At 67.2% G+C, this 25,777-nt stretch carries 24 protein-coding genes; 14 read left to right on the plus strand and 10 right to left on the minus strand.

The window, feature by feature from the left end; all coding sequences use genetic code 11:
• Positions 1–156 precede the first annotated feature (156 nt).
• From AC1DNE_RS20150 to AC1DNE_RS20170, 5 genes are all read left to right on the plus strand, one after another.
• Complete coding sequence (locus AC1DNE_RS20150; RefSeq protein WP_476765611.1) at positions 157–1,026, plus strand: fumarate hydratase; 870 nt, start codon at positions 157–159, stop codon at positions 1,024–1,026.
• Positions 1,026–1,664 carry a fumarate hydratase C-terminal domain-containing protein gene (locus AC1DNE_RS20155; protein WP_476765612.1) on the plus strand — a complete coding sequence of 213 codons (639 nt, stop codon included), beginning with the start codon at positions 1,026–1,028 and terminating at the stop codon, positions 1,662–1,664. Before AC1DNE_RS20150 ends, AC1DNE_RS20155 begins: the two co-directional genes overlap by 1 nt.
• Positions 1,661–2,644, plus strand: a complete 984-nt coding sequence (locus AC1DNE_RS20160; protein WP_441473041.1) for an NAD(P)H-quinone oxidoreductase — start codon at positions 1,661–1,663, stop codon at positions 2,642–2,644. The genes AC1DNE_RS20155 and AC1DNE_RS20160 overlap by 4 nt, the downstream gene beginning before the upstream one ends.
• 242 nt (positions 2,645–2,886) lie before the next feature.
• Positions 2,887–3,690 (plus strand): DNA-binding transcriptional regulator, encoded by an 804-nt coding sequence (locus AC1DNE_RS20165; protein WP_441473042.1) that lies wholly within the window; start codon positions 2,887–2,889, stop codon positions 3,688–3,690.
• Positions 3,691–3,774: 84 nt separating this feature from the next.
• Positions 3,775–4,761 carry a Bug family tripartite tricarboxylate transporter substrate binding protein gene (locus AC1DNE_RS20170; protein WP_441473043.1) on the plus strand — a complete coding sequence of 329 codons (987 nt, stop codon included), beginning with the start codon at positions 3,775–3,777 and terminating at the stop codon, positions 4,759–4,761.
• Between the two features lie 193 nt (positions 4,762–4,954).
• Here the strand turns inward: AC1DNE_RS20170 and AC1DNE_RS20175 are convergent, their stop codons facing one another.
• The 3 genes from AC1DNE_RS20175 to AC1DNE_RS20185 are packed head-to-tail and all read right to left on the minus strand — an operon-like array spanning position 4,955 to position 7,631.
• Positions 4,955–5,887, minus strand: coding sequence for a DUF6282 family protein (locus tag AC1DNE_RS20175; RefSeq protein ID WP_441473044.1), 933 nt, complete (start codon positions 5,885–5,887; stop codon positions 4,955–4,957).
• Between the two features lie 11 nt (positions 5,888–5,898).
• A complete protein-coding gene (locus tag AC1DNE_RS20180) occupies positions 5,899–6,819 on the minus strand; it encodes a cupin domain-containing protein (protein ID WP_441473045.1) in 921 nt (306 codons plus the stop codon).
• Between the two features lie 11 nt (positions 6,820–6,830).
• Positions 6,831–7,631 (minus strand): HpcH/HpaI aldolase family protein, encoded by an 801-nt coding sequence (locus AC1DNE_RS20185; protein ID WP_441473046.1) that lies wholly within the window; start codon positions 7,629–7,631, stop codon positions 6,831–6,833.
• A 185-nt stretch (positions 7,632–7,816) separates the two neighbouring features.
• Here AC1DNE_RS20185 and AC1DNE_RS20190 point away from each other — a divergent pair, with 185 nt between their 5' ends.
• The 8 genes from AC1DNE_RS20190 (at position 7,817) to AC1DNE_RS20225 (ending at position 17,251) form a co-directional block, all read left to right on the plus strand.
• A complete protein-coding gene (locus tag AC1DNE_RS20190) occupies positions 7,817–8,827 on the plus strand; it encodes an amino acid ABC transporter substrate-binding protein (RefSeq protein ID WP_441473047.1) in 1,011 nt (336 codons plus the stop codon).
• Between the two features lie 91 nt (positions 8,828–8,918).
• Positions 8,919–10,010: an Ldh family oxidoreductase gene (locus AC1DNE_RS20195; protein ID WP_441473048.1), complete on the plus strand. Its 1,092-nt coding sequence runs from the start codon at positions 8,919–8,921 to the stop codon at positions 10,008–10,010.
• A gap of 593 nt (positions 10,011–10,603) precedes the next feature.
• The gene (locus AC1DNE_RS20200) at positions 10,604–12,346 is read left to right on the plus strand and encodes an alkaline phosphatase (RefSeq protein ID WP_476765614.1); all 1,743 of its coding nucleotides are present in this window, start codon (positions 10,604–10,606) and stop codon (positions 12,344–12,346) included.
• A gap of 28 nt (positions 12,347–12,374) precedes the next feature.
• On the plus strand, positions 12,375–12,842 hold the full coding sequence (locus AC1DNE_RS20205; RefSeq protein ID WP_476841167.1) for a hypothetical protein: 468 nt from the start codon (positions 12,375–12,377) through the stop codon (positions 12,840–12,842).
• Positions 12,820–13,521, plus strand: coding sequence for an ABC transporter ATP-binding protein (locus AC1DNE_RS20210; RefSeq protein WP_476765616.1), 702 nt, complete (start codon positions 12,820–12,822; stop codon positions 13,519–13,521). Before AC1DNE_RS20205 ends, AC1DNE_RS20210 begins: the two co-directional genes overlap by 23 nt.
• Positions 13,518–14,819 (plus strand): FtsX-like permease family protein, encoded by a 1,302-nt coding sequence (locus AC1DNE_RS20215; protein WP_476765617.1) that lies wholly within the window; start codon positions 13,518–13,520, stop codon positions 14,817–14,819. The genes AC1DNE_RS20210 and AC1DNE_RS20215 overlap by 4 nt, the downstream gene beginning before the upstream one ends.
• A gap of 179 nt (positions 14,820–14,998) precedes the next feature.
• Positions 14,999–15,931 (plus strand): acetamidase/formamidase family protein, encoded by a 933-nt coding sequence (locus AC1DNE_RS20220; protein ID WP_476765618.1) that lies wholly within the window; start codon positions 14,999–15,001, stop codon positions 15,929–15,931.
• A 45-nt stretch (positions 15,932–15,976) separates the two neighbouring features.
• Positions 15,977–17,251 (plus strand): M20/M25/M40 family metallo-hydrolase, encoded by a 1,275-nt coding sequence (locus AC1DNE_RS20225; RefSeq protein ID WP_476765619.1) that lies wholly within the window; start codon positions 15,977–15,979, stop codon positions 17,249–17,251.
• A gap of 3 nt (positions 17,252–17,254) precedes the next feature.
• On the opposite strand, the gene AC1DNE_RS20230 is transcribed toward AC1DNE_RS20225, so the two are convergent.
• From AC1DNE_RS20230 to AC1DNE_RS20250, 5 genes are all read right to left on the minus strand, one after another.
• Positions 17,255–18,292: an aldo/keto reductase gene (locus tag AC1DNE_RS20230; RefSeq protein ID WP_476841168.1), complete on the minus strand. Its 1,038-nt coding sequence runs from the start codon at positions 18,290–18,292 to the stop codon at positions 17,255–17,257.
• 201 nt (positions 18,293–18,493) lie between these two features.
• Entirely contained in the window at positions 18,494–19,324 is an 831-nt protein-coding gene (locus AC1DNE_RS20235; RefSeq protein ID WP_441473056.1) for an ABC transporter permease, read from the minus strand.
• Entirely contained in the window at positions 19,321–20,157 is an 837-nt protein-coding gene (locus AC1DNE_RS20240) for an ABC transporter permease (RefSeq protein ID WP_441473057.1), read from the minus strand. Before AC1DNE_RS20240 ends, AC1DNE_RS20235 begins: the two co-directional genes overlap by 4 nt.
• A 184-nt stretch (positions 20,158–20,341) precedes the next feature.
• Positions 20,342–21,472 carry an ABC transporter substrate-binding protein gene (locus AC1DNE_RS20245; RefSeq protein WP_441473058.1) on the minus strand — a complete coding sequence of 377 codons (1,131 nt, stop codon included), beginning with the start codon at positions 21,470–21,472 and terminating at the stop codon, positions 20,342–20,344.
• A 15-nt stretch (positions 21,473–21,487) separates the two neighbouring features.
• Positions 21,488–22,555: an ABC transporter ATP-binding protein gene (locus AC1DNE_RS20250; protein ID WP_441473059.1), complete on the minus strand. Its 1,068-nt coding sequence runs from the start codon at positions 22,553–22,555 to the stop codon at positions 21,488–21,490.
• Positions 22,556–22,726: 171 nt separating this feature from the next.
• Here AC1DNE_RS20250 and AC1DNE_RS20255 point away from each other — a divergent pair, with 171 nt between their 5' ends.
• Positions 22,727–23,242 carry a hypothetical protein gene (locus AC1DNE_RS20255; RefSeq protein WP_441473060.1) on the plus strand — a complete coding sequence of 172 codons (516 nt, stop codon included), beginning with the start codon at positions 22,727–22,729 and terminating at the stop codon, positions 23,240–23,242.
• 131 nt (positions 23,243–23,373) lie between these two features.
• Here AC1DNE_RS20255 and AC1DNE_RS20260 read toward each other — a convergent pair whose 3' ends face one another.
• Both AC1DNE_RS20260 and AC1DNE_RS20265 read right to left on the minus strand, forming a co-directional pair.
• Positions 23,374–25,164: a chloride channel protein gene (locus tag AC1DNE_RS20260; protein WP_441473126.1), complete on the minus strand. Its 1,791-nt coding sequence runs from the start codon at positions 25,162–25,164 to the stop codon at positions 23,374–23,376.
• Between the two features lie 115 nt (positions 25,165–25,279).
• Positions 25,280–25,759, minus strand: a complete 480-nt coding sequence (locus AC1DNE_RS20265) for an Lrp/AsnC family transcriptional regulator (RefSeq protein WP_441473061.1) — start codon at positions 25,757–25,759, stop codon at positions 25,280–25,282.
• Positions 25,760–25,777: the final 18 nt, after the last annotated feature.

The raw sequence follows: 25,777 nt of genomic DNA on the forward strand, positions 1-25,777 counted from the left end.
AGCGTGCGCAAGCACCTCTGACCGATTCCGTGCTTATCGGGAAGCGGGCGGGCGCGGCGGGCAAAGACCTCTGTTTCATGCATTGAAATGCCGCATGCACAGCCCGCCATCGCCCTGGGATCGGCTAGTTTCGCGCCGTCGAAACGGGCGCAGCGCATGGCCATCACCTACGATCTGGTCAAGGAAGTCACCGCCGATCTCTATGATCGGTCGCTGCGCCGGATTCCCGAATCCTCGAAGGCCGCGTTCCGCGAAGCGCTCGCGACGGAAACCGAGCCGCAGGCGCGGCAGACGCTGGCCTTCATGCTCGACAGCGCCGAGCGTGCCGAAGAGACCGGCAAGTTCCTGTGCTCGGATGCCGGCGTGCCCAGCTACACCATCAAGATCGGCTCCGGCGTGCGCATGGAAGGCGACATCCGCAAGGCCATCGTCGACGGCTTCGCCGATCTCGTCCGGACGATCCAGCCGCCGATCCTGCGCTTCGTCACCAACCCGCTGACCAACGAACGCAGCTATCACGGCAAGGACATGCCGCTGGTTTCCTATGAGCTCGTCGGTGATGTCGACTATCTCGACATCACCTGCGCGCCGAAAGCGCTCGGCGGCGGGCGCTGGGCGGCGGTCGAGACGCTGGTCAGCCCGAGCCTCGAGGAGATCGAGCGCTGCATCCTCGAACTCGTGCTGCGCGCGGGCGGGCAGCATTGCCCGCCGGTCGTCGTCGGCGTCGGTATCGGCGGAACCTTCGACCACGCCGCCAAGCTCTCCAAGGACGCGACTTTGCGCCCCTTCGGCGAGCGCAATCCCGAGCCGATGGTCGCGGATATGGAGGAGCGCCTGACCCGCGCCGTCAACCAGATGGGCTTCGGCCCGATGGGTGTCGGCGGTTCGACGACAACCTTCGGCGTCCATGTCGAATACGCCTCGGGCCACGGCTTCACACCGGTCGCGGTTTCGTTCAACTGCTGGATCAATCGGCGCACCCGAGCCCGGATCTACAACTCCGGCACGGTGGAGCGGATCGAGTGATGAGCCCGTCCCTGCCTCGCATCACCTTGCCGTTGACGCCCGAGGCCGCGCGGGCGCTGAAGCTCGGCGATGTCGTACTGCTCGACGGCGACGCCGTCGCGACCGTCGGCATGCCCACACAGAAGCGGATGGTGTCGGAGCTCGAAGCCGGCCGCGAACTGCCGCTGCCGCTGCGTGGCGGCTCCTTCTTCCACATGGGCGTCAGCTATGAGGAGGCCGCGACCGGCCCCGGCCCGCTCCACTACGTCAATCCGACCACGTCGAGCCGCTTCGACCACCTGATGCCCTCCCTGATCCGGACGCTCGGACTCAGCGCAACCGGCGGCAAGGGTGGGCTCGGAGCGGAAAGTGTCGCGGCGATGCGCGAGGTGGGCTGCGTCTATTTCTCCTTCGTCGGCGGCGCTTCCGCTTTGCTGAGCCAGGGCGTTCAGGCCGTGACGGATTGCGCCTGGACCGACCTCATCATGCAATTCCGGCTGAACCGAATCCGGCTCGACGGCTTCGGCCCGGTCATCGTCGCCATCGATGCTCACGGCAACTCGATCTATGAGCGCCTGATGAATTCGGCCCGCGAGCGGATGCCCGAGATCCTGCAGTCGCTGCGCCCCTCTCCAGACGACACAGAGAGACCCCAATGAAAGTGATCGAAATCACCCGGCCGGGCGGCCCTGAGGTCCTGGCCTTCGGCGAGCGTCCGCTGCCGCAGCTCGGCCCGGCCGATGTGCTGATCCGCGTGCGCGCGGCCGGGGTGAACCGTCCCGACATCCAGCAGCGGCGCGGCCTCTATCCGCCGCCGCCCGGCGCGACCGATCTTCCGGGGCTGGACGTTTCCGGCGTGGTCGAGGCGGTTGGTGCCGAGGTTGCGTGGCCCAAGGTCGGCGATGCCGTCTGTGCGCTCGCCAATGGCGGCGGCTATGCCGAGCTCTGTGCAGTTCCGGCCTTGCAGTGCCTGCCCTTGCCTGATGGATTCTCCTTCGCCGAGGCGGCCGCGCTGCCGGAGGTGTTCTTCACCGCCTGGAACAATGTCATCTGGCTCGGCCGGCTGGCTGAGGGCGAAACCCTGCTGGTTCAGGGCGGAACGAGCGGCGTCGGTATGGCCGCGATCCAGATTGCGAAGCAGTTGCGCGGCGCGCGCGTGATCGCGACCGCCGGCTCGGCCGAGAAGCGCGCGGTCAGCCTGGAGATCGGCGCCGATTTCGCCATCGACTATCGGGCAGACTGGGTCGGGGAGATCGAGGCTGCGATCGGCAAGGAGAAGGTCGATGTGGTGCTCGATTCGCAGGCCGGCCCCTATACGGAAAAGCAGCTCGGGTTGCTCGCGCCGGATGGGCGGGTCGTTCTGATCGCCAGCCATCTCGGCCAGACGGCGGAGGTGAACGTCCGCAACATCGTCCGCCGCCGGCTAACCCTGACCGGATCGACGCTCAGGCCGCGCGATGCCGCCTACAAAGGCCGGATCGCGGCCGAACTGGTCGAACAGGTCTGGCCGCTGCTCGCCAGCGGCAGGGTCCGCAGCCATATCTGCGCGACCTTCGACTGGGGCGATGTCCGCGATGCGCATGCGCTGATGGATGCGGGCGAGCAGATCGGCAAGGTGGTTCTGACCATGCCGGCCTGAACCTTTAGGGTGCGTGAAAGACGGCGTCCTGCGCAGCCCATTCGGCTCCATGGCGGCTTTTGATCGGGTTGAAACCCTACCCGTCATTGCGAGGAGCGAAGCGACGAAGCAATCCAGGGGGACTGGGTGGGAGGCTTCAGCCCAGTCCACTGGATTGCTTCGCTACGCTCGCAATGACGGTTCTGTCGGGCCGAAAACCACTCTAGAGTCGGCGTTCGTCTTCGTCACGCCGGACCCGCAGAGTGTTCTCGTTCGCGCCCGTTCAATCCGTCCTCAAGGCACTCAGGCTGCTGACCGAGGTCAATCGCTGCAGTGCGGCCACCGTCGGCGAGTTGCACCGCCGCACCGGCCTGCCGAAGCCGACCATCGTGCGCCTGCTAGAAACCCTGATCGACGCCGGCTATGTGACGCGCGATGAGCGCGTGCGCGGCTATCTCGTCACCTCGAAGGTGGCGCATCTGAGCTCGGGCTTCCATGGCGCGCCGATGGTGATCGAGGCGGCACGCCCGTGGGCTACGGCGCTGACACGGCAGATCAAATGGCCCTGCGCCGTGTGCCTGCTCGACTATGACGCGGTCATCGTGCGCTTCAGCACAATTCCGGACAGCCCGATCTCTCCCTTCCACGCCACGCTCGGCTACCGCCTGAGCCTGGGTGGCCGGGCGCTCGGGCGCGCCTATCTCGCCTTCTGCCCGGACGAGGAGCGCGCCGTTCTGCTCGCGGCGATGCGCGCCTCCTCCGATCCCGAGAACAGCAGCCTCACGGACGAGGATATCGAGCGGCTGATCGCCCAGGCCCGCTGGCGCGGCTATACCGAGAGGGACGCTTCGACCGAGCCCCGCAATTCGACGACGATCGCGGTGCCGATCAGGCTCGGCGAGCGCTTGCTCGCGACCTTCGGCGTCACGTTCTTCCGCTCGGCCGTGGCCACTCCCGAGGACAAGGCGCGGATCATCCACCCGTTGAAGAAGGCGGCGGCCAGCATCGAGGCGCAGTTGGAGGCCCTGTCGCAATCCATGGGCGTTGCGTTTCAAGGGGAGAAATAGCCGGCCTTTTCCGCAGGCCGCCTGCCGCTCGCCCCTAGTCTCCGGCCAACACGTCCGAAGAGGCGTTTTCCGGAGGAAATCTCGATGGTGCGACAGCTCTCACGCCGCAATTTCATGGCCTCGGTCGCCGGAGCGGGCCTTCTGGCCGGCCCGCGACAGGCCTTCGCCGACACCTGGCCGAGCCGTCCGACCAATATCGTCGTCCCCTTCCCGGCCGGCGCCTCGACCGACGTTGTCGCCCGGCTTCTGGCGGAGCGGCTGCGCGGCGAATTGGGGCAAGGCTTCGTCGTCGAGAACAAGACCGGCGCCGGCGGCAACATCGCCGCGACCAGCGTGGTCCGGGCCGCCGCCGACGGCTACACGCTGCTGTTCTCGTCCTCGGGGCCGCTCGCGACCAACAAGCTGCTCTACAAGACCATGCCCTTCGATCCGCTCGCCGATTTCACGCCGATCGCGCTGCTGGGCGATGTCCAGGGCATCGTCGCGGTGCATCCCTCGCTGCCGGTTTCGTCCTTCGCGGAGCTCGTCGCCTATGGGAAGGCCAATCCGGGCAAGCTGACTTTCGGCAGCCCCGGCTTCGGCCTGATGGGGCACATCACCGGCGAGCTGATCCAGCGCAAGGCCGGTTTCCAGATGACTCATGTGCCCTATCGCGGCTCGGCGCCGCTCGCGACCGACCTGCTGGCCGGAACCGTGAATGTCGCGATCGACTTCATCCCGGCCTATATCCCGCTTGTCAAAAGCGGCGCGATCCGCGGGCTCGCGGTCACCAGCGACCAGCGGGCGCCGCAACTGCCGGAGGTGCCGACGCTGTCGGAGGCCGGGCTGCCGGGCGTCAATGCGACAGGCTGGTTCGGGCTCGTCGGCCCGAAGGGTTTGCCCGAGCCGGTCGTGGCGCGGATCGCCGCGATCGCCCGGGCCTATGTCGAAAGCGCGGAGGGGCGCGAGAAGCTCAGCGTGATCGGCGTGCGTGCGCGCAGCGGCGATGCGGCGGCGCTGCGGACCGCCCAGACGCAGGAGATCGCCAGATGGGCCGATGTGATCAAGGCCGCGGCGATCTCGCTCGATTGAACGGTGTGTCGAGAGCCTGCTCCAAGAAGCAGAGCGGCCCGGGGAAACCCGGGCCGATTTTCGTTTCACTCTAACTGGTGTCATCCCGGACGCAGCGAAGCGGAGATCCGGGATCCATGCCTGAATCGTTCCGGCATCGATCCCGGGTCAAGCCCGGGATGACGGCGTGGTTCGGAGCTAGAGCGAGCGCGCCTTATGCCGCGGCGTCGAGCGCGAGCAGCTCAGCGGCATGCCCACCGGTCATCCGGCGGATTTCCGCTTCAGTGAATTGCAGGTCGAGCAGATGGCCGACGATCTCGCGGTAGCCATCGACGGGACGCGGCGAGCCGACGAGCCCGAGATCGGAGCAGAGAACCGTCTTCTCGACGCCGGCGACCTCGATCACGCGGCGCAGCTCCGGCGGCTCGAACTTCTTCGACTTGCCCTCGACGAACATGCAGATCGAATGCTCCATCACCGCGCCGAGCGAAACGAGATGGCGGATTTCCGCGTCGCTGCAATTGTTGACCATGTAGGTCGGGTGATTGACCAGGAGCTTTTTCACGCCGCGGGCCTTGGCCTCCTCGAACACCGCGAAGAGCTCGGCAGTCGAAAGGTGCCCGCCGGCGAGAATGATGTCGCCGGCCGCGATCAGGTCGAGGATCTGCTTGACCTCGTCCAGAAGCTTGCCGTCGGAGCCGAAGGCCGTGAGCGGGACGGGATCGAGCATCTTCTGCGCGGTCTTGGGAAAGGTCTTCACCGCCCCCGAAGCCAGCACGTCGATATGGTTCTTGGCCGAGAGCGTCGGCATCCAGACGATCTTGCCGCCGAGCTTGATGGCATGGTCGACCGCATGCGGGTTGAAGCCGCCCGACGCATTGTTGAGGGCGATGCCGGAAAACAGCCTGACGCCGGTATCCGGCACGAGCTTCTCAAGCAGGATCGCATGGGCCGTGCCGAGGTAGAAATGGTCCTTGTAGACGACGGCGCGAAACCCGGCTTCGGCGGCGTCCAGCATGGCCTCGTGATGGTCGAGGATGCGCGGCATGGCGGCCGGGCCACTATGGCAGTGAAGGTCGACGGCGCCGACCAGGAGATCGGCGATCTGGCGGCTGCGCGCGTCGGCATTCGCAGGAGAGGAGTTCATGTCCGTGGCCCTCACGCGGTTTCGCCGGGCATCGGATAATCCGCGGCGTTGATGACCCAGCCGGGCTTCTGCGAGAAATCCAGGCGGGGTGGGGAGAAGATGTCGATCATCTGGTTCAGCCCGGGCAGCACCGAGCGCGAGGTGTGGATCGACGGCGGCGGGATCACGGTGAGCGAGGGCGCCGCCATCAGCTCGTGCTCGTCCTCGCGCCAGATCCGCATGTCGGGCGTCCAGGGCCAGCGGATGTCGTGGATGTAACCGCCGTCGATGACGAGCGAGCCCTGCTCGAAATCATCGTGGTGATGCGGCGAGAGCGCCGTGATGTCGCGCAGGCCGCTCCGCGGGTCGAGGATGTTCACCATCAGCGTCGTGCAGCGGAAGATGCGGCCGAAACGCCCCTCACCGCCCCCTGCATCCAGGCTGTAGGCGCGGATCTTCCAGCCACCTGATGGTTCCGGCCAGGGCGTCAGCAATGCGACGTTGGCGTGGGGCTGCGCGTAGGAGGCCGCGTTGGAGCAGGCTGCCGCGAGATCGGGCGCGGCGCTGGAGAAGATGCGGATGAGGCGGCCTGTGCCCGTCGTCGTGATGCGCGATGCGCCCGGCGGGATGAAGGCGATCGAGCCGCCCGCTACCTCGACCGTCTCGCCTCCGGCCGAGACCGTCGCACTGAGCGTCTTCTCGGGCAGGATCAGGCAGTATTCGTCGGGCTGCGATGCCCGTTCCAGTACGGCTCCGGTTTCGGCGTCTGAATAGGCGACGATGAAGTTCTGGCCGCGCGCGAGCCAGGTCCTGAACCCATCGCCGGCCTGCTGCGGTGCCTCCGCATAGAAGCGGGCGTAGTCGGCGCCGGCATAGGCCTTGACCGGAGCAGCCTTGGCCGCGGGCTGCGCCGCCAATTGCGAACGGGGATCGCTGGAAGGGTAGTTAGACACGAATGGTTCTCCTATCGCGCGCCGGATGCCTCGACGCGGCTCCGGGCTGCCTGCATTTGCGAGAGCGCGTCGCTCGCGGCCTTGCGCAGGAAGCCCTGGTCCGAGGAGAGGATGAAGGCGCTGGCGCCACGGTCGGCGAAGGCGGCCGATTCCTCGCCATTGTCGGTCATCACGCAGACCGGTTTGCCGGCGGCCTTCGCCGCCCGGAAGATCGCGTCCACCGCGTCGCGGACGATCGGAGCGTCGCGGCTGGGCGCGCCGAAGGCGACGGTGAGATCGCCGCGCCCGATGAAGACGGCGTCGAGCCCCTCGACGGCGAGGATCGCGTCGATCCGCTCCAGCGCCGACGGGTCCTCGATCATGGCGATGGTAGCGACGGCCGCGTCGGACGCATCGACGAGGTCCCACATCTTCGACCCGCCATAGCGGCCGGCGCGGGTGACACCGGAGAAACCGCGCCGGCCGCCGCGATAGCGGCAGGCGGCAACGAGCGCCTCGGCATCGGCCACATCAGCGATATGAGGGGCGAGGACGCCGACGGCGCCGCAGTCGAGCACCGACAGGATGGCGTCCGCCGCCAGCGTGGGAACGCGGACGACCCCGGCGATACGGGCGGCACGGGCGGCCAGCAAGGCGATATCCGTGGCGTTGCGGTCGAAGGGCGCGTGTTCCTGGTCGATGACGATGAAGTCGTAGCCGCAGAAGCCGAGAATCTCGGTCGCATGGGCGGTCGGCGTCTTGATGAAGCTCCCCGCCAGGAAGGCGCCGCCGAGAAGGCGCTGGCGGAAGCTGTTCGGTGTGGGAGCCTGCATGATGCGACCTGCCGGTTTTCGATGGCCACGATGATGGGCATCGCCGCAGCCGCACGCGGCCGGAATTGGTCTCGTTTCACTTGACGAAATGCACCAATGCGCAACTGCCCCTGGGTCAGAAAGGCGGCAGGATCGGGCCGGGTTCAATGAAGCGGCGGATCCCACCGTCTGAAAGGCCATCCCAAATGAAGAAGCGCCTCCTGCTGATCGCCGGCCTCCTGGCCGCCTCCGCCCTGCCTGCCGCTGCCGGTTCGCTCGAAAACGTCAGGAACCGCGGCGAACTGGTCTGCGGCGTCAGCCCGGGGGTGGCCGGCTTCTCCGTCCCCGACGAGAAGGGGCGCTGGGGCGGCTTCGATGTCGATATCTGCCGCGCGGTCGCGGCCGCTGTCCTCGGCGACGCCGGGAAGGTGCGCTACACCCCGCTCAGCCCGAAGGACCGCTTTGTCGCGCTGCAGACCGGCGAGATCGACATGCTGTCCCGCCAGGCCACCTGGACCCTGTCGCGCGATACCCAGATGGGCCTGCGCTATGTCGGCGTCGCCTATTACGACGGGCAGGGCTTCATGGTCCGCAAATCGCAGAACATCGCCTCGGCCAAGGACCTGAACGGCGCCTCGGTCTGCGTGCCGACGGGCACCACGACGGAGCTCAACATCGCCGATTATTTCCGGGCGAACGGCATGAAATACGAGGGCGTCGCCTTCGAGGCCGGCGACCAGGTCGCCAAGGCCTTCGAATCCGGCCGTTGCGACGTGTTCAGCAACGACGTCTCCGCGCTCTCCGCCTACCGGCTCAAGCTGGTCAACCCGGCCGAATACGTCATCCTGCCGGAGCTGATCTCGAAGGAGCCGCTCGGTCCGGTCGTGCGCCAGGGCGACGAGACCTGGACCAGCATCGTCCGCTGGTCGCTTTACGCCATGATCAATGCCGAGGAACTCGGCGTCACCGCCGCCAATGCAGACGAGCAGAAGCGCACCGGCTCTCCCGAGGTGCAGCGCCTGCTCGGCGGCAACGGCAATTTCGGTGAATCGATGGGGCTGAAGCCCGATTGGGCCCTGCAGATCGTCAAGCAGGTCGGCAATTACGGCGAGGTCTACGAGCGCAATGTCGGCGCCGGCTCGAAGCTCGGCATCGGGCGCGGCCTCAACAAGCTCTGGACCGCCGGCGGCCTGCAATACGCTCCCCCGGCGCGCTAAGCGAGATCGTCCCGACCCGGCTCCGCCGGGGTTTGAAAAGTGCCTCGTACGCCCGGTCATCGCGCCGGGCGTGCTGCATCGAGGGGAGCCGATGTCGGTTTCGGATGTCTACCCTGCGGAAATCCTGAAGGGCTTCGCCGTCGCGCTGCTCGAAGCGGCCGGGGCGCCGCCCGACAATGCGGCCGTGGTGGCCGAAGCTCTCGTCGACGCGGATATCGAGGGACTGGCCTCGCACGGCTTGCTGCATCTGCCGATGTATCTGGACCGGATCGCAGGAGGCTCCGTCGATCCGCGCGCGAGGGGCGAGATCGTCGCGGATCTGGGCTCGCGCCTGACGATCGATGCCGGGAACGGGCTGGGGCAGGTCACGGCCGAGCGGGCCTGCGAGATCGCGACGGCCCGAGCCGCCGCGCATGGCGTTGCGGTGGTGGCCGTCCGCAACGCCTTCCATTTCGGCGCCGCCGGCCGCTTCGCGCGGAAGATCGCGCTGACCGGACAGATCGGCATCGTCATGGCCAATACGCGGCCGATGCTGCCCGCGCCCGGCGGTGTCGAAGCCGTCGTCGGCAACAACCCGCTGGCGATCGCGGTCCCGACCGGCGGCGAGCCCATCGCGCTGGATTTCGCGATGAGCGCCGGCGCGATGGGCAAGATCAGGCTGGCCGCAAGCAAGGGCGAGCCGATTCCGGAAGGCTGGGCGCAAACGGCGCAAGGCGAGCCGACACGGGACGCATTCGAGGCGCTGCGGGGTACGCTCCTGCCTGCCGCGGGGGCCAAGGGCTTTGGGCTCGCCGTCATGATCGATCTTCTGGCTGGCGGCTTGTCGGCCGGCGCTATCGGCGAGGCCGTGCAGCCGCTCTACGGCGATGCCGCCCGCCCCTATGCAAGCGCGAACCTGTTCATGGCGATCCAGATCGAAGGAATGCGGCCGATTGCGGAATTCGAGGCGGCGGCTTCCGGATTTTCCGATCGGATCCGGAGCTCGCGGACAGCTCCCGGGGGAAGCCCCGTACGGCTTCCGGGCGATCGCGCGGCGCAAGCGCGGAGCCGTTTCGACGGTTTCTGCGCTCTGGGAGCGGAAACGCTCGAGGCACTCAAAAGCCGCGCTCGCCGCCTCGGCGTCACGATCCCCGTCGCGCTCGCGGACGAAGGCAAAGGCCGATCAAATCACGACCCGCACTGATCGCGATCGTGCGCTCCCGGCGCAAAGGCTCCCGCCCGGCCATTCAAGGAAAGAAAAAGAAAAGCGAACGGCTGGCGCGCCATTCCGCTTCAAGCTTCGGCCTTCGGGCCTCTGACCGCCATGAGCATCGCGTAGCCGAGCAGGCTGAACGCAACAATGCCGAGGAGGTTGAGAGCAATGTCGATCATCTTGGCGGCCTGGCGCAACGTAAGGTAAATGATTCCTTACCTGCATCCGCTCGACCGCGCCAGACCCGGCTGCCCGATACTTAGGTCACGCTCTCCGTCGCCAGCTTGAATGCGTAAGCCAGCGCGGCGAAGCTGATTAGGCCCAACATGCTGAAGATATCCATGCCTTCTCCTCGGTGAACAACCGGCAGCATGACTCGCTTCCCCTAAGACCGGGGCCGCTTTTTCCTTAAAATTGTCTGCAACGCCAATGGAACACAGGCCCCGCCCTGGCGCTGCCGGGCCTTGAGGCCGGGCGATCGACGGCTCCTCAAATCGCACCGGCCAGTTCGCCAGTTTGATTAAACTGTCACATTCCGGACTTAGGCGGGGGGCCGCAGGCACGAGCCTTGGCGGAGAACCACAATGCGCGCATATCACTGGCTGGCGGCGGTCATCGCCGCGGGCGTAGCGGGAGGGTCCGCCGCTGCGCAGACCATCTATCCGATCGACCGTGCCGAGATCCTCGAGGGCTCGCGGTTCGACTTCAAGGTCGAATTCCCGAACGCGCCGACCTCCGCCGACGTGAACGTCACCGTCAACGGCAAGCCTGCCGCCGAAATCTTCGGCCGTCCGACCAACTTCATCCAGAGCGAGGAAGGCCAGAAGCACTCGGCGCTGTGGCTGCGCGGCGCTTCGCTGCCGGCGGGCCGCTATGTGGTGGAAGCCACGCAGGGCGGCAACAAGGCGACCGTGAACTGGGATGTCTTCGCCACCGCCCAGCCGCGCCGCGCCAGGAACGTCATCCTGTTCATCGGCGACGGCATGTCGGTCGCCAACCGTACCGCCGCCCGCATCCTCTCCAAGGGCTGGAAGGAAGGCAAATACGATGGCGAGCTCGCCATGGACGACATGTCCAACATGGCGCTGATCTCGACCTCCGGCACCGACTCGATCGTCACCGACAGCGCCAATGCCGCCCATGCCTACACCACCGGCCACAAATCCTGCGTCAACGCGCTCGGCGTCTACTGCGCCAAGAACGCCCTGACCCTCGACCATCCGAAGGTCGAGACCATTGCCGAGCTCGCCAAGCGCCGCACCGGCATGGCCGTCGGCGTCGTCACCAATTCCGAGATCGAGGACGCGACCCCGGCCTCCATGGTCGCCCACACCCGCCGCCGCTCGGACTTCAACGACATCGTCAAGATGTTCTTCGATGTGAAGCCCGACGTAATCATGGGCGGCGGTTCGCCGAACTTCCTGTCGAAGGCGACGCCGGGCTCCAAGCGCACCGACGAGCAGGACTTCATCGCGAAGTTCAAGGACGCCGGCTACACCCTCGCCACCACCAAGACCGAGATGAACGCGGCCGTCGCCGCGGGCCGGAAGAAGCTGCTCGGCCTCTACAACACCGGCAATATCGACGGCGCCTTCGACCTGCGCCTCACCAAGAAGGGCACGGTCTCGAAATTCCCGGACCAGCCGGATGTCGTCGAGCAGACCAAGGCCGCCATCGACATGCTGAAGGGCAATCCCGACGGCTTCCTGCTGATGGTCGAATCCGCCCGTATCGACAAGTACAGCCACTCCCTCGACTGGGAGCGCTCGGTCTTCGACACGATCATGCTCGACAACGCGGTCAAGGTCGCCAAAGACTTCGCCGGGGACCGCAACGACACGCTGATCATCGTCGTACCCGACCACGCCCATCCGATCTCGATCATCGGCACCTATGACGACGAGCGCCCCGGCCAGCAGCTGCGCGACAAGCTCGGCGTCTACGCCGACTCCGTGCCGCCGAACTACGGCCCGCTCGATGCCGAAGGCTATCCCACCAATGTCGACACCTCGCGCCGGCTCGCTGTGGTCTACGGCTCCTATCCCGACACCTGCGACACCGGCCGCCCCACCATGGATGGCGAGCGCGTTCCGGCCGTGAAGGGCCCCGACGGCAAGGCCAATATCGCCAACGAGAAGGACTGCACGGGCCCGCTCGCCACGCGCAAGGTCGGCAATCTCCCCCTCGACGCCAATAGCGGCGTCCACTCGGCCGACGACGTCATCCTGACGGCGATGGGTCCCGGCGCGGAGCGCTTCCGCGGCCACAAGCCCAACACCTTCGTGTTCCGCGTCATGTCCGAAGCGCTGGCGCTCGGCGGCAAGTGAACCGATGATCGGGGCTACGGAGGCATCCATGCGCCAGCGAAACCCCATTGCGACCATCACCCGCCGCGGGGCCGTGCTCGGCCTCGCGGCGGCGAGCCTTGGCGGGCAGGCCCGCGCCGCCGCCGAGATCGAGTCGATCTCCTTCGACGGGCTCTACAAGTCTTTCGGGGTTCTGGGCTTCCAGTTCTCCGACCGGGTCACGGCCCTGCGCGGCAAGGGCGTGCGCATGGTCGGCTACATGGCGCCGCCGCTGAAGCCGGAAAGCCATTTCTTCGTGCTGACGCGCGAGCCGCTCGCCATCTGCCCTTTCTGCCAGTCCGATGCCGACTGGCCGGTCGATATCGTCGTCGTGTTCATGAAGAACGAGACGGCGATGGTCAGCGCCGGCCGCAAGGTCGTGGTGAGCGGGCGGCTGGAGATCGGCTCGGCGACCGATGCGGAGACCGGCTTCGTCAGCCAGATCAGGATTGCCGATGCCGGCTTCTCCCTCGCCTGAGGAGGGCGCGCAGCGGCTCGTTCTCGCGGATATCGCACTGGATCATCGCGACGGCGACGGGCAGCCCTTCCGCGTTCTCGATATTCCCGCGCTGGTGATCGAGCCCGGCGCCGCGCTCGGCATCAGCGGCCCGTCCGGCTGCGGCAAGTCCACGCTGCTTCACCTGATCGCCGGCCTCCTGCGTCCGGGCAGCGGCTCGGTACGCTGGGGCGGCACCGAGGTCTCCGGGTTGCCGGAAGCGCAGCGCGACCGCTGGCGCAGGCAAACCCTCGGCTTCGTCTTCCAGGATTTCCATCTGGTGCCGGAGCTCGATGTCGCCGGCAACATCGCCTTGCCTGCGAGCTTCTCCTCCTGGCGCCTGGGCACGTCCGGCCGCGAACGCGCGCTCGCGCTGGCATCCCGCGTCGGGCTGAAGGACCCACACCGGAGGGCAGCGGTTCTCTCGCGCGGCGAGCAGCAGCGCGTCGCGATCGCCCGCGCGCTTTTCAACGCTCCGCGCCTGATCCTGGCCGACGAACCGACCGCCAGCCTCGACGCCGATCACGCCGACGGCGTCTCGGACCTGCTCGCCGAGACTGCGCAGGAGAGCGGCGCCACCCTGATCTGCGCTTCGCATGACCCGCGCCTGCTCGCCCGGCTGGCGCAGCGGCTCGATCTCAGGACGGGATACGCGGCATGAACCCCTGGCCGATGGTGCTCGCTGACCTGCGGGCTCTGCGCTGGACTGCGCCGGCCATCATGCTGCTGGTCGCGCTCGCGGTCGCCACCGGGATCGCGATCGGCGCACAGGAGCGGGCGCTGCGCCAGGGTTCGGCCAGGGCTGCCGACGATTTCGACCTGATCATCGGCGCGCCCGGCAGCCAGACGCAGTTGCTGATGTCGGCCGTCTACCTGCAGCTCGAAGCGCTGCCGCTGGTCGACGGGCAGGTTCTCAAGGCGCTCGCGCAGGACGAGCGCGTCGGGAACTTCGCCCCGGTCGCCTTCGGCGACGTCAGCCGCGGCTATCCCGTCATCGGCACGACGGCCGATTTCGCGGGTCGCTGGGGCCGGATCAAGACGAGTGAAGGCCGGCTCTTCTCTGCGGAGGGCGAGGCCGTGCTGGGCGCCGATGTCGCCTACCGGCTGGGTGACACGATCGAGCCCTCCCACGGCGTCGCCGGCCACACGCCCAAACCCGGCCAGGTCGACGAGGAGGAACTAGGCCATAAGCATGAAGGCCATGGCTACACGGCCGTCGGCCGGCTGCCGCGGCTCGGCTCTCCCTGGGACCGCGCCATCCTCGTGCCGATCGAGAGCGTCTGGGAAATCCACGGCCTCGGCAACGGCCATGCCACTGAGGAAGCCCGGAGCGATTCCCCGTTCCGGCAAGCCGGCTCGAACATCAACGACGGTCGCCGTCCAGAGGAAGCGCGGATCGGCCCGCCCTTCGACGCCAAGCGCGTGCCCGGCGTTCCGGCGATCGTGGTGAAGCCCAAAAGCGTAGCCGGCGCCTATGCCCTGCGCGCGCAATACCGGCAGGGCGGAACCATGGCCTTCTTCCCTGCCGAGGTGCTGGTCTCGCTCTACGGCGCGCTCGGCGACATGCGGGACATCCTCGTCGTCGCCTCCGCTTCCAACGCGGTGTTGATCCTCGCCAGCGTCGTGCTTCTCCTGATCGCCGTGAACGGGTTGCGCCGTCGGCGCTATGCCACGCTCAGAGCGCTCGGCGCCCCGCGTTCCTACGTGCTGCTGGTGACCTGGATCGGCACGATCGTCCTGATCGCCGCGGGCTGCCTCGCCGGGCTGCTGCTCGGCGTGATCGCGACCCATGCGATCTCGGGCCTCGTCGCGGCCCGCACCGGGCTTTCGCTCTCGCCTGCGATCGGCGCGGGCGAGCTCACGCAGGCGGGCCTGCTCTGCGTCGTGGGAAGCCTGCTCGCGCTGCTGCCGGCGGCGATTTCCTATCGAAGCCCGATCATCCAGGGCTTGAGAGACTGAGACCTTCGCAGGCGGAGCCCTGCGCTCCTGACAGCCGGCAACGGCACGCGAGCCTGACGCAGGGCGCCCCTTCGCCGGCGAGCGCTTCTCATGCGACGGGCGAGCCCCTACGCTCCGGTGCGCCAGGCGGTCGACGCCCCGGCCACGATATCGACGCGAACCTGCTCCGGAAGGCTTTCATGGCGCGCCATCACTTCGTCCCGACCCGCTATTCGAACGTGATCGGCACCCTGCCGCCGGTTCTGGAGATCGCCAGCGGCGACAGCGTCGTCACCACCACGCTCGACGCCGCCGGCTTCGGTAGCGACGGCGTGCAGCATGCCCCGCGCGGCAACCCGATGACCGGTCCGTTCTTCGTCACCGGCGCCGAGCCGGGCGATGCTCTCCTTGTCACCATCGAGCGGATGACACCGAACCGGAAGACCGGCTGGACCTATTCGCCGCTGGCGCCGGGCGTGCTCGACCCCGGGATGCTGCACGAATTGCCGAAGCGCGAGCGCTACGAGTGGGCTGTTGATGCCGAGGCCGGCACGGTGAAGCTGCTGGAGCCCTCCGCCCGCATCAAGGACTGGAGCTTCCCGCTCGCCCCGATGCTCGGCTGCTTCGGCGTGGCGCCGGAGCGCGGCCAGGCGATCTCGACCGCGACAAGCGGCGCCTATGGCGGCAACATGGACTACCGGTTGTTCGGGCCGGGCGCGACCATCGCCTTCCCGGTCTTCGCGGACGGCGCGCTGTTCTTCCTCGGCGACGGCCATGCCTGCCAGGGCGATGGCGAGATCGCCGGCACGGGCGTCGAGACCTCGTTTGAGGTCGAATTCTCGGTGAAGCTCGTGAAGAAGCTCGGCCTGCGCTGGCCGCGCTGCGAGACTGAAACCGACCTGCTGGTGATTGCCGCCGGGCGCCCGCTCGACCAGCCCCTGCAATTCGCCACGACGGAATTGCTGCGCTGGGTCGGCGAGGATCTCGGTGTCGATCCGGTAGAGGCGAGCCATCTGCTCGGGCAGGCGGTGCGCTACGACATCGCGAACGTCTTCAACCCCGCCTATTGCGTCGCAGCCCGGCTGGAGAAGACCGAGCTCACTCGCCCGATGTCGCTGCTCGCCCGCGCCTGAGCACCTCTCAGCCCCTTTCGAAACGCCGACCAAGAAGATCGAGTCATGTCCAAGGATACCGCCGCCCTGAAGGCCGAGCTGCTTCAGGCGATCGATGCGCGTCGCGACGAGATCGTCGAACTGCTGCGCCGCTTCCTGCGCATCAAGAGCGTCAACCCGCCGGGCGACACGCGCGAGGCCGCCGCCTTCGTCCGCGAACTTCTCGACGCGGCCGGCGTGCCGCATCGCACGGAGGCCTTCGTGCCGGAGATGCCGAACATCATCGGCCGCTGGGAGGCCGGCAATCCCGGCCGCCATCTCATCCTCAACGGCCATATGGACATCTTCCCGGTCACCAACGAGAAGCTCTGGGAAGCCGAGATCGTCGACGGCAAGATCATGGGCCGCGGCGCCTCCGACATGAAGACCGGGACGCTCGCCTCGATCCTCGCCTATTGCCAGCTCTATCCCCATCGCGAGAAGCTGAGCGGCGCGCTGTCCCTGACCGTGGTGTCGGACGAGCAGTCGGGCGGACGCTACGGCACCAAATATCTGTTCGACGAATTCGCCGACGAAATGGCCGCCGATTGCTGCCTCAATGGCGAGCCGAGCGGCCTCGCCAATCTGCGCTTCACCGAAAAGGGCACGCTGCGCTTCTCGCTCTCGGCCAAGAGCATTGGCGGCCATGGCGGCTACGCCCACCGGGCGCGCAACCCGATCGCGGATGTCAGCCGGCTCGTGACTGTGATCTATGACCGCTACCACCTCAAGCTCGCAACGTTGCCGCCGGAGATCGACGCGGTTCTGACCTCTGCGGAAACGATCGCGGCGGCCGACCTCAATCTCGGCAAGGGCGCGGGCGATGTCGCCCGGCGCATCACCGTCAATGTCGGCATCCTGCAAGGCGGGCAGAAGGCGACGCAGATCCCGACGCATTGCATCGCCCATTTGGACATGCGCATCCCGATCGGCTCCGACCGCGATGCGATCCGCGCCGATCTCGAAGCGCTCGCCCGCGAGGCCGATTGCGAGATGGTCGTCAATGAGGACCACAGCTACCCGGCGAGCCTCACCGATCCCTTCAGCGAGATGGCCAATATCCTGCGCGGCAACATCCGCGAGCTGCTCGGCCATGACGCGCCGCCGGTGTCGAGCCTGGGGGGCACTGACACCCGCTACTGGCGTTGGCGGGGCGTCCCGGCGCTGATCTGCGGCCCCTCCCCGATCAGCATGGGCACCGACGAGGAGCACGTCACCATCGAAGAGGCTATCGCGGTGATGAAGCTGCACGTCGCCTGCGCGGTCGACTATCTCGGTTCAACCGGCGCGCCGGCCGCGTAAGGCTCAGGCCTCGGGGACCGGCGCCTCGGCGGCGAGCAGGCCCTGCGCCTTGAGATCACGCCAGAGCGCGGCCGGCACCGGCCGCGCAACGAGGTCGAGATTACCAGCGACCTCCTGCGGCGTGACGGCGCCGAGCACGATCGTCGCCACCGCCGGATGGGCGGCGCAGAAGGCGAGCGCCGCCTGCGGCAGCGCAACGCCATGGGCGGCGCAGACCGCCTCGATCCTGGCGACGCGGGCCAGGATCTCCGGCGGCGCGGGCTTGTAGTTGTAATGGGCACCGGTCTTGGCGCCGGTGGCGAGGATGCCGGAGTTAAAGACGCCGGCGAGCATCACCGCGATCTTCTTCTCAATGGCTAGCGGCAGGAATTCCGTCAGCGCGCCCTGCTCCAGCAACGAATAGCGGCCGGCCAGCATCATCACGTCGAAATCGCCTGATCGCGCGAAGCGCGCGCACATCTCGGCCTCGTTGACGCCGACACCGATCGCCTTGACCGCCCCGGAGGCGCGCAGCCTGTCCAGAGCGCGGTAGGCGCCGTCCATGGCCTCCGTGAAGCGCTGTTCCATCCTGTCGCCATGGGTCCAGACATCGACATCGTGGATCAGCAGGATGTCGATATGGTCGGTACCGAGCCGGAGCAGGGACTGCTCGAAGGAGCGCATCGCGCCGTCATAGGAATAGTCGATCACCGCGGGGTGCGGCAGGCCGCCGGCATAGCCCGAGCCGTCGCCTTTCGGCTGGCCGGCCTGCATCCAGCGACCCACCTTGGTGGAGACGATGACGCTCTCGCGCGGCACGCCGCGCAGCGCCGCGCCGATGCGATGTTCGGAGAGGCCGTGGCCATAGAGCGGCGAGGTGTCGACGAGGTTGATGCCGGCGGCCAAGGCGGCGCGGACTGTACCCTGCGCCGTCACCTCGTCGAGATGACCGTAGAGATCGCCGAGCGGCGCGCCGCCGAAGCCGATCAGGCTGGGTGAGAGACCTGCGAAGGAGCGGCCTTTCGGCAAGGTCCCGGGGGTGGAAACAGCGCCGTTCGACATCAGTGATCCGCCAGAGGTTGTAGCCAGTTTCCGTCAAGCCGAATCGTCATTGCGAGCGAAGCGAAGCAATCCAGGTGGACTGGGTCAAAGGTCTCACCCGGTCTCCCTGGATTGCTTCGTCGCTTCGCTTCTCGCAATGACGGCATGGCGAGGAGCGGCAGATTTGCGGATCGCCCTCAGGCGCGCAAGCCCGCCCTCGCCTCAGGCTCCGACCTTGGCGAGCACATCGGCCCGCAGGAAGCGCTCGATGAACAGCATGAACAACACCGAGGGCACCAGCAGGATCAGCGCCGTGATCGAGGCGACCTGATAGTTGCCGCCCATCGCCGCATTGTAGAGCAGCAGCGGCAGCGTGGTGACCTGCGGCACGCCGACGAAGAAGGTGCCGGTGAACTCGTCGAGCGATTCCAGGAAGACGAAGATGCCGCTGGCGATGATGCCGGGGGCTGCGAGCGGCAGCGTCACGGAAAAGAAGGTCTTGAGCGGCGGGGCGCCGATGTTGCGGGCCGCCAGCTCGAGATCGCGATCGACCGCCGCGAAGGCCGCGGCCGCGATCCAGACCGAATAGACCAGGCCGTGCGCGGCGTGGACGAGCACGACCGCGAAGACCGTGCCGTTGATGCCGAGCTGATAGAAGATGCGCGCGACGTTGATGTAGATCGCGACCGAGGGAAAGGCCTGCGGCAGTAGGAACACGACCATGAAGAGAGCGCGCGCCGGCAGCTTCAGCCGCGCTAGAGCGTAGCCGGCCGGGATCGAGAGCACGAGCGCGACGATGACCGTGAGCACCGCGATCCAGACCGAGGTGGCGAGCGAGGCCATGGCGTCGCCGGTCGGGCGGAAGACCTGTTCCCAGTAGCGCGTGCCGTAGACGACCGGCAGCTTGTAGGGCGTGTACCAGCGCTCGGCGACGGACCACAGCGCCAGATTGACCAGCGGCCCGATCAGGAAGAAGGCGAAGGCCGCGAGCGCGAAGGCCGCGAACAGCATGCGCAGGCCGGAGCCGGCGCGGGTCATGGCGTGCGCGGTCATCGTGCGCCTTCCTGCGACATGCCGCGCTTGAGGTAGATGATCGCCGCGCCGGCCGAGATCAGATAGGTGATGACGCCGAGCGCATTGGCCGTGGCGTAGTCGCCATAGGCATTGATGCGGAAGGCCATGTCGACGGTCAGCATGGTCGGCTGCGAGCCCGCCACCATCATCGGCACCGACAGCACCGAGAGCATCGTCACGAAGGAGAGGACGAGCGCGACGAGAAGCTGCGGCATCACCTGCGGCAGCGCGAGCTCGATGAGGACGCGCATCCGCGAAGCCCCGAGATTACGGCCCGCCTCCAGCGTGGCGCGGTCGAGCGCGGCGAGCGCGCCGGCGAGCAGCAGCGCGACGAAGGGCGTCTGCTTCCAGACGAAGGTGGCGATGATGCCGCGCCAGTCGAGGAAGCTCACCGCCTGCAGCGGTTCCATCAGTCCCATGGCGACGAAGGAATTGTTCATCAGCCCGTTCTTGGCGAGGAAGGTGCGCATGCACTGCGCCGCGACGATGAACGGGATGAAGAGAGGCCAGCGATAGAGCGCCTTGAGCGTGCCGACGATGAAGCGGTTCTCGCCCAGCGTCAGCGTGCCGGCGATGACGATGGCGGCGAGCCCCGTCAGCAGGCAGGAGGCGAGCACGATGACGACGGTGAAGAGGATGTCGCCGGAATAGAGCTCATAGGCCTTGGCGAAGGCCTGGAGCGAGAAGCCGCCGTCCGGCCCGGTGAAGGCCGAGATCAGCGAAAAGCAGAGCGGGTAGAGGAACAGCGCCGCGACGAGGGCGAGCCCGGGCGCGATCAGCAGCAGAGCGAGCTGGCGTTGGGAAAGAGACATCGAACCTGCCGGCTATACGCGAAAAGGAGAAAGGCGGTCATGGCCGGGCCGGAGAGGCCGTCATGGCCGGGCTTGACCCGACCATCTCAGCAACCAGAGCGAGCTGGTCACGAGATCCTCGGGTCAAGCCCGAGGATGACGGCGGAGGCACTCCGCGAATGACGGCCCTTCGAGAGAACGAACCTCAGTTCGCGACCTTCTTCTCGTAGCCCTCGAGGATGTCGTTGAAGTAAGGCGCGATCGGGAAGGGCTTGCCGTTCTTGGCGAGCTCGGCCGGCGTGACGTCGGTGAAGAGCTTGTCCCAGGCGGCCTTGTCGAGCTTCCCTTCGAGGTTCTTGGCGTCGATGCCCGGATACCAGTTGAACTTCTTGACGATGCCGTCGGCCTGGACCTGCGGGCTGGTGGCGAGCGCGATGAACGCCTCGGCCAGCTTCTTCTGGGCCGACTTCTCGGGAACGGCGTAGTACATCGGCTGGCCGGGCATGCCGGGCGAGACGAGCTTCAGCTTCATGTTCGGCGGCAGCTTGCCGTCGGCCTGCCAGGAATAGAACATGTCGACCCAGACCGGGCCGATCGCGATCTCGCCACGGTTGAGCATGTCGAGCGTGCCGGCGTTGCCGGGGGTGATGACGGCGTTCTTGTTGAACTCCTTCAGCTCCCCGAAGGCCTTGTCCCAGCTCGCCTTGGTGTTGGCGTCATAGGGGCCCTGGATCAGCTTGTCGGCGTCGCCGCCGAAGGCATAGACCCAGCCGGCGACGAAGGAGACGCCGGACATGCCGCCCTTGATGCCGTTATAGCCGAACTGCTTCGGGTTCTTCTTGGCCCAGTCGGCGAGCTCGGCGAAGGTCGCCGGCGGCGTCTTGACCATGTCCGCATTGTAGGCGAGCGCGGTCTGCGACTGGAACATCGGGATGACGTAGCCGGTCACGTCGGTGCCGAGAGCGTTCTTGGCGGCGTCGCCGGTGGCGAGCTTGGCCGTATCGACATTGGCCGTGTACTTGTTCAGCAGCCCTTCCTTGACCATCTGGCCGGCGGCCTTCTGGTGAATGACGAGCACGTCGAAATCGGTCGCGGCAGCGCCCTTCTGGGCGTCGAGCTTCTCGTAGATCTTCTGCGAGCCGGAATCGCCCGGGCCGGTGCCGACCGAGACGACCTTCACGCCCGGATGGGCCTTCTCGAACATCGGCCCGAGATAGTCCTTGACGTAGTCGACCATGTTCTGGTCGCCGGCGGAGGCGACGTTGAGGGTCTGCGCGGATAGCGGCGAAGCCACGATCAGCGCAGCGAGCGAGCAGGCAAGCGTGATAATGCGCATGTGTCTGACTCCCTGTCAGGCGGCGATCCCGGCCTCGGTCGCCGGGAAGATGTGAAGGCGCTGCAGCGGAATGCGCAGCCCAACCTTCGTTCCGAGTTCGTGACGGTCGGCGTCGTCGACCGTGATCTGGCGGCCGGCGGCTTCGACCTTGTAGCGATAGACGCCACCGGGATAGGCGCGCGCGGCGATGGTGCCGGGAACGACGAGCTGGCCGCCGGCAGCCGGGGCATCGAGCGCGTCGAGGCTCGCGACATCGTCGCGGAAATAGGCGAGCGTCTCGCCGGCCGGCAGCGCGGCAGCTCCTTCGCCCGCAAGGGTCGCGCGGGCTTCGCCGGCAGCGACGGAAGCCTGTCCCTCGCCGCGTTCGATGCGCAGCGGCAGCACGTTCTCCGCCCCCATGAAATTGGCGACGAAGGCGGTGGCCGGGCGATCATACACCTCTTCCGGCGTCCCGACCTGCGCAACGCACCCGGCCTGCATGATGACGAGCCGGTCGGCCATGGTCATGGCCTCCTCGCGATCATGGGTGACGTGGACGGCGGTGAGACCGAGCCGCTGCTGGATGGCGCGGATCTCATGGCGCATGGTCATGCGGATCTTCGCATCGAGGTTCGAGAGAGGCTCGTCGAGCAGCAGGATGCCGGGGTCGATCGCGAGCGCACGGCCAAGCGCAACGCGCTGGCGCTGGCCACCGGACAAGGCCGTGACCTTGCGGTTCTCGTAGCCGGCAAGCCCGAGGAAGTTCAGCATCTCGCCGACCTTGGCGGCGATCTCGGCCTTCGACTTGCCGCGCAGCTTGAGGCCGTAGCCGATGTTCTGCAGCACGGTCATATGCGGCCAGAGCGCATAGGACTGGAAGACCATCGCCATGCCGCGCTTCTCCGGCGGCAATCCCGCGACATCCTTGCCGCCGACGACGATCGAGCCGGAGTCGACCGGCACGAAACCCGAGAGCGAGCGCAGAAGGGTCGTCTTGCCGCAGCCGGAAGAGCCGAGCAGCGCCGTGAAGCTCCCCGGCGCGAAGTCCAGGTCGATGCCGTGCAGCACGCGCGTGCCGCTATAGGAGACCTTGAGCGCGCGCACGCCAATGGCCGCGCCACTACCCGCTCTGGCTTGCGTTTCTGGCTGCAAGGCGCCCACTCCCCACCTTCGTTTTTGTGTCCAGTGAATGGAATTTTTCTTCCATTCACTGGAGCGATTGAAATAAACATTACGTATGGGGCGCACTATGTGCAAGAGCTTTGTGAAACTTGGATGACAGCGCAGATACATTCTCTCTGGCTCATGGCGTCTCCCTCCGACGAGGCGATGCTGAGCGGTCTCGTCGGCGATTTGTCGGGGCGTTTCGGCACCCCGCTCTTCGCGCCACATCTGACATTGCAAGGTGACACGGCGATGCCGCCAGCCGCGCTGGCGCAAGCCATTGCAGCTGCGGCGGAAACGGTCTCAGCCTTCTCGGAGCCCGTGGCGTGCGTCGAGGGGAGCGAGGCCTTTTTCCGCTCCTTCTATGCCCGCTTCGTGGTCTCGCAGCCGCTGGCGAACCTCAAGCGCGCCCTCGATCCCGAAGGCTTCGACAGCTTCATGCCGCATGTCTCGCTGCTCTATGGACCTGTCGAGGCTGCGGCCAAAGCAGCTGCGATCGCGAAGGTGCACGCGCGACTCGCCGGCCGCGCGATCCATTTCGACCGCATCGGCATCGTGACCTCGGGGCAGGATATCCCGATCGCGGAGTGGCGGGTCGTCTCGCAGACAAGGCTGCGTTCGAGCTGAGTGACGGATTACCGCCGCCCGCCGTCATTGCGAGGAGCGAAGCGACGAAGCAATCCAGGAAGGACTGGGCTGAACCGTTCTGCCTAGTCCCCTGGATTGCTTCGCTCCGCTCGCAATGACGGTGCGCGGCGCTACTCGCCGGTCAGCTCGCGATTGCGGCGGCTGACCTCGTCGCTGTAGCGCTTGATCGCATGCGCCTCGCTGAGGATGCCGACGAGACGGCGGCTGTCGCGGTCGGCGACCACCGGCAGCGCCTCGCTCTCCGACTCGTCGAAGAGCTTCAGCGTGTCGCGCACCGACATGTCGGTCAGCAGCATGCGATCGCGATTGCGCAGCAGATGGCGGACGGTGCGCGGGGCCGGCTCGGCCGCCGCCTCTTCGTCGAGCCCCGGATCGGGCTCGTAGAGCGCGCCGGGCGGCACCATGCCGGCATAGGCATCGCCGGGGCCGATCGCGACGAGGTAGTTGGTGGAACCCGGCGGGTATTTCAGCCGCGCCTCGGCGATGGTGGCGTCGGCCGCGATTTTCGGCACCTCGATGCGCATCATGCTGCCGGCGGTGAGGTCGCGCATCCAGCCGATATCATGGGCGCCGCGGATGCTTTCGCCACGCAGGTGGAAGCGCCATGTCGCGAAGGAGAAGCCGAAGAGCCGGCGTGTCACCAGCGAGGCCGCGCCGGCCGCACCGACGACGGCGAGCGTCAGCTTGAGATCGCCGGTCATCTCGAGGGCAAGCAGGGCCATGGTCATCGGCCCGCCGACGACCGACACAGCGAGCGAGCTCATGCCGACCAGTGCAAACAGCGTCTCGTGACCGGCGAGGTTGGGGAAGGCCAGCGACAAAACGCCGATGAAGAGGCGCCCGGTCAGCACGCCGAGCAGCAGCGAGGCGAAGAACAGGCCGCCACGGAAGCCTGAGCCGATCGAGATCGAGGATGCCAATGCCTTGGCGAGAAGGACCAAGGCGAAGAACGCAAGATTCGTGTCGACCCCGAGATAGAGATTGATCGCGCCGTGACCGGCCGAGAACACCGACGGGCTCCAGATCGCCAGCGCACCGACGAGGAGACCGCCGAAGGCCGGCCTCAACCAGGTCGGGATGCGCGAACGCCGGAAGCCGGCTTCGATGAAGGCGGCGGCGCGCATGACGACGATGCCGGCAAGCCCGCAGGCCGCCCCAAGCATGACGACGAGAGGCAGGTCGGAGACGATGATCGGCCCGATCGGCGGCACCTCGACCGCGAGCAGCGAAGGCGCGAGCAGACTGTGGGTCACGGTCGCCATGAAGGTCGCGGCCATCACCGGCGCAAAGGCGGCGATCGAGTAGCTGCCGAGGATCAGCTCGAAGGCATAGAAGGCGCCGGTCAGCGGCGCATCGAAGGCTGCACCGATGGCACCGCCGGCGGCACAGCCGACCATCAGGCGCATATCGGCCCGGCGCAGGCGCAGGCGGCGGCCGATATGGGAGGCAAGCCCGCTCGCGGCCTGCGTATAGCCGGCTTCGAGGCCGACGGAGGCGCCCGCACCGCTGGAGCCGATGGTCTGGAGCGCGACGAAGACACTGTCGCGCAGCGACATCCGCCCGCCATGCAGCGCATTGGCCTCGATCGGGTCGACCGGCTGCTTGCGTCGGCGGAAGAACAGCCAGGACGCCACGCCAATTCCGAGACCGCCGAGGACAGGACCGACGAGCGCCCGCCAAGTCGGAATCGTCGTGGTGATCGACAGACGCTGGCCATGCGCCAATCCGAAGATGAGCTCATGCAGGAGCTGCGTCGTGAACGACATCGCCAGCACGATCAGCCCGGCGAAGACGCCAACCACGGAGGCCAGCACGACGACGCCGATATCGCTCGAGCGGATGAGCGCGCGCAAGCCCTGCGGCGCATCGCCCGCTCCGGCAGCTGCTGGGGTGGCTTTCACTGTGATCAAGGCAAGGCCCGTCAGGCTCGTTCGTCACATCCGTCCGCGGTCGCATATCGTCGCGGCCAGAACAAGACGCGCCGGCGATGCCGCGCCTGCGCCTGCTGCGGGACCGCTACGAAACGGGCACCGCAAGCCCCGTCTTCACCCGGTCCATCGCGACGAAGCTGCGGAACTTGCGGATATTGGGGTTAGCGAAGAAGAGGCGCCGTGTCAGCGCCTCATAGGCCGCCATGCTCGGCACCAGCACGACCAGCATGAAATCGACCTCGCCGGTGACGTAGTAGCACTGCTGCACCTCGGGCGCGGCGAGGAAGGCGGTCTTGGCGGCGTCGATGTCGACAGCCGTCTCGCTGACCAGTTCCACTTCGACGAAGAGCGTGATCGGATGGCCGAGCGCCGCCGGATCGACCACGGCGACATTGGCGCGGATGACGCCGCTCGCCTCCATCCGGCGGATACGGCGCTGCACGGCCGGCGCGGAAAGGTTGACGCGCTCGCCGATCACGCGCTGCGGCGTGGTGTTGTCCTGCTGCAGGACAGCGAGGATCGCGCGGTCGAAGGCGTCGAGATCGTAGACGGCTGCCTCGGGCATGGCGCATCCTGAGAAACA

Source organism: Allobosea sp. 05L423 (assembly GCF_056397745.1).